This window comes from Pseudomonas sp. (assembly GCF_026224925.1).
In the GTDB taxonomy this organism is placed as follows: domain Bacteria; phylum Pseudomonadota; class Gammaproteobacteria; order Pseudomonadales; family Pseudomonadaceae; genus Aquipseudomonas.
In genome coordinates, this window is the sequence record NZ_JAMFRV010000413.1 from 1 (window position 1) to 3564 (window position 3564).

At 55.6% G+C, this 3564-nt stretch carries 4 protein-coding genes; 3 read left to right on the forward strand and 1 reads right to left on the reverse strand.

Annotated features, from left to right (window positions below):
• From M0974_RS17890 to M0974_RS17900, 3 genes are all read left to right on the forward strand, one after another.
• Positions 1 to 565 (forward strand): chemotaxis protein CheB (locus tag M0974_RS17890; protein WP_297839575.1); only part of this gene is annotated, 565 nt, incomplete at its 5' end.
• Positions 559 to 1740 carry a hybrid sensor histidine kinase/response regulator gene (locus M0974_RS17895; protein WP_297839578.1) on the forward strand — a complete coding sequence of 394 codons (1182 nt, stop codon included), beginning with the start codon at positions 559 to 561 and terminating at the stop codon, positions 1738 to 1740. The genes M0974_RS17890 and M0974_RS17895, both read left to right, overlap by 7 nt.
• Before the next feature lie 88 nt (positions 1741 to 1828).
• Positions 1829 to 2206 carry a response regulator gene (locus tag M0974_RS17900; protein ID WP_297839581.1) on the forward strand — a complete coding sequence of 126 codons (378 nt, stop codon included), beginning with the start codon at positions 1829 to 1831 and terminating at the stop codon, positions 2204 to 2206.
• Positions 2207 to 2241: 35 nt separating this feature from the next.
• On the opposite strand, the gene M0974_RS17905 is transcribed toward M0974_RS17900, so the two are convergent.
• Positions 2242 to 3564 (reverse strand): ATP-binding protein (locus M0974_RS17905; RefSeq protein ID WP_297839584.1); only part of this gene is annotated, 1323 nt, incomplete at its 5' end.

Sequence of the window (3564 nt, forward strand, 5' to 3'; positions counted from 1 at the left end):
CGATGCGATCGTCATCGGCGCATCGGCCGGTGGTGTGGCTGCGTTGCTGAACATTTTTTCCGCGTTGACCCCCCGTTTTCGCTTGCCAATTATTGTTGTGCTGCACCTGTCGAGCGAGCGCCGCAGCCGTTTGGCTGAGGTCTTCCAGCAGCACTTGGCGATGCCGGTCAAAGAAGTCGATGACAAGGAGGTCATTGCTGCTGGCACGCTGTACTTTGCCGCACCCGGTTACCACGTCTCGGTGGAGAGTGATTTAAGCCTGTCGTTGAGCCTGGAGGATCGGGTACACCATTCTCGTCCCAGCATTGACATCCTCTTCGAGTCTGCCGCCGACACCTTTGGCCGACGCTTGGCGGGCGTGCTCCTGACGGGCGCCAATGTGGACGGCGCGCGGGGGCTGGCGCAAATCAAGCAACAGGGCGGGTTTACGCTAGTCCAGGACCCGAACACGGCTCAGGTGTCCATCATGCCCGAAGCCGCGCTGGCACTGAGCGCACCTGATTACATCCTGTCGTTGAATGAAATTGGCCAAATGCTTGTCGAGCTGGAAAGAATCGCATGCTAAGTGAAGTCCAAGCCAAACTGCTGATCGTTGACGATCTGCCAGAAAATTTATTGGCCCTTGAAGCGCTGATCAAACGTGAAGACCGCGCCGTCTATAAAGCGTTGTCCGCTGATGAGGCGCTGTCGCTGTTACTGCAGCATGAGTTCGCGCTGGCCATCCTCGACGTACAGATGCCGGGGATGAACGGTTTCGAGCTGGCGGAGCTGATGCGCGGCACCGAAAAAACCAAGAATATCCCCATCGTTTTTGTCAGCGCTGCAGGTCGCGAGCTTAACTACGCCTTCAAAGGCTACGAGAGTGGCGCAGTCGACTTTCTGCACAAACCGCTGGATATCCATGCGGTGAAAAGCAAGGTCAATGTCTTCGTCGATCTTTATCTTCAACGCAAGGCGATGAAACACCAGGTCGAAGCGTTGGAGCGCAGTCGTCAGGAGCAGGAAGCGCTGCTCAAAAAGCTCCAGGTCACGCAGAACGAGCTGGAGCATGCGGTGCGTATGCGCGACGACTTCATGTCCATCGTTTCCCATGAAGTGCGCACGCCGCTCAACGGGCTGATTTTGGAAACCCAACTGCGCAAACTGCATTTAGCGAAAGACAATACGGCTGCGTTCACCCTGGATAAGCTTCGGGCGATGGTGGATCGCGACGAGCGACAGATTCAAAGCCTGATCCGGTTGATCGAAGACATGCTCGATGTGTCACGCATTCGCACTGGCAAGCTGTCAATTCGTCCCAGCCGATTCGACTTGGCGCAATTGGTCAGTAACCTGCTGGAGAGCTTCTCGGCGCAGATAACCGCGGCTGAAACCACGGTTTCGCTGGTAGCCGATGAGCCAGTGGTGGGGACCTGGGACGAATTTCGCATTGAACAAGTGGTTGCCAACCTCCTGACTAACGCGCTGCGCTATGGTGCTCACCGCCCCATCGACGTTCGGGTCTATAGCCAGGATGGCCACGCGCGAGTGGATGTTCTTGATCAAGGGATTGGCGTTAGCGAAGAGAACCAAAAGCGAATTTTCCAACAGTTCGAGCGGGTGTCAGCCAAGCATGCCATCGCCGGTTTGGGTTTGGGCTTGTTCATCTCCGAACAGATCGTCACCGCACACGCGGGCACCATCACGGTGAAAAGTGAGGAGGGTGCGGGATCATTGTTCCGGGTCTGCCTGCCACTTTGATGCCCAATAGGAGTTATCGGACAGGCGACGCAACCTCCGCCGCACTCTATGGTCGTAATGGCAGAGAAATAAAGCCAAAGGCATTCACATGAGCTCTGATGCAGAAAACGTCGTACTTATTGTCGAAGACGAGCCGCTGATTTTGATGCTGCTCGCCGATTACTTATCGGGGGAGGGCTACAAGGTGTTGCAGGCTGAGAACGGTGAGCAAGCGTTTGAAATCCTGGCAACCAAGCCTCATCTGGATTTGATGATCACCGATTACCGTCTGCCCGGTGGCATTTCCGGGGTGATGATCGCTGAACCGGCCGTCAAGTTGCGCCCTGAATTGAAAGTCATCTTTATCAGTGGTTACCCTGCGGAAATCACCGAGTCTGGCAGCGCTATCGCTTTTAAAGCACCGATACTGGCCAAACCGTTCACCATGGACACGTTGCATAACCAGATCAAACTTCTGTTGTGCTAGTCCCAGGGGTATAGGGTGGCGGTGGTAAAGCACGTTCAGGCTTCAATCATTTCCCGTACTTTTGCTGTCAAGTGATCGAAAGCAAATGGCTTGGTGATCATTTGCATGCCTGAATCGAGAAAGCCTGCACGTACGGCTGCGTGTTCTGCATAACCGGTAATGAACAACACTTTCAGCGCCGGACGCAATTGCCTCCCTATCTCCGCCAACTGTCGGCCGTTCATCCCAGGCAGGCCAACGTCGCTGATCATCAAGTCAATGCGCTGCGAGGATTCCAGGATGGGCACGGCGCTGTGTGCGTCGCTAGCCTGAATGAAGGCGTAGCCAAGTTCGCTAAGAACCTCACTGACCAGCACCCTTACCGCTTGGTCGTCCTCGACGATCAGAACCGTTTCGCCTTCTTTGGCGTAGGGGGCGTTACTTTGATAAGCCTGTTCATCCTGCTCTTCTTCCCCTGGGAAGCGCGGCAGATAAAGGCGGACCGTGGTGCCTACAGAGACTTCGCTTTGAATCGCTACATGGCCGTGCGACTGTTTGCTGAAGCCATAGATCATCGACAGGCCGAGGCCGGTGCCTTGGCCAATGGGCTTGGTGGTGAAGAACGGGTCAAATGCGCGGTTGATGACGCTTTGTGGCATGCCGCAGCCGGTGTCGCTCACGCTCAGGACTACATATTCTCCGGGCTGTAAGTTCTCATGAACGCTGGTGAAATTTTTATCGAGACGCTGGTTGTACGTGGTTACAACTAGTTGGCCACCTTCAGGCATGGCGTCACGAGCGTTCAATACCAGGTTGAGCAGGGCGCTTTCGAGTTGATTAGGGTCGGCCTCTGCGGTCCACAATTGCTTGTCCAATTGTATGTCCAGGCAGACACTTTCATTGAGGCTGCGGTGGATCAGTTCGCCCATGGAGTCAACCAACAGGTTCACATTGACCGGTTTCGAATCAAGGGACTGTCGGCGGGAGAACGCCAGAAGGCGGTGGGTCAGCGCGGCGGCACGGTTGGCCGACGTCACGCCCAAGTCGATCAAGCTGTCGAGGTCTTCGGTGCTGCCACGAGACAGACGTCTGCGTAACAGTTCAAGGCTGCCGATGATACCGGTCAACATATTGTTGAAATCGTGAGCGATACCGCCCGTAAGTTGGCCAACTGCTTCCATTTTCTGCGACTGACGTAGCGCCTCCTCGTTGTGCCGCAACTGCGAGGTGCGCTCCTCAACCTGCTGCTCAAGGGTTTCATTTAGCTGGTGGAGTTGCGCTTCACCGTGCTTGCGCTCGCTGATGTCTGAGGTCACTCCGACCAACGAGCACACGTTGCCTTGCTGATCGCGAATCGCTCTGGCACGCACATCGACCCA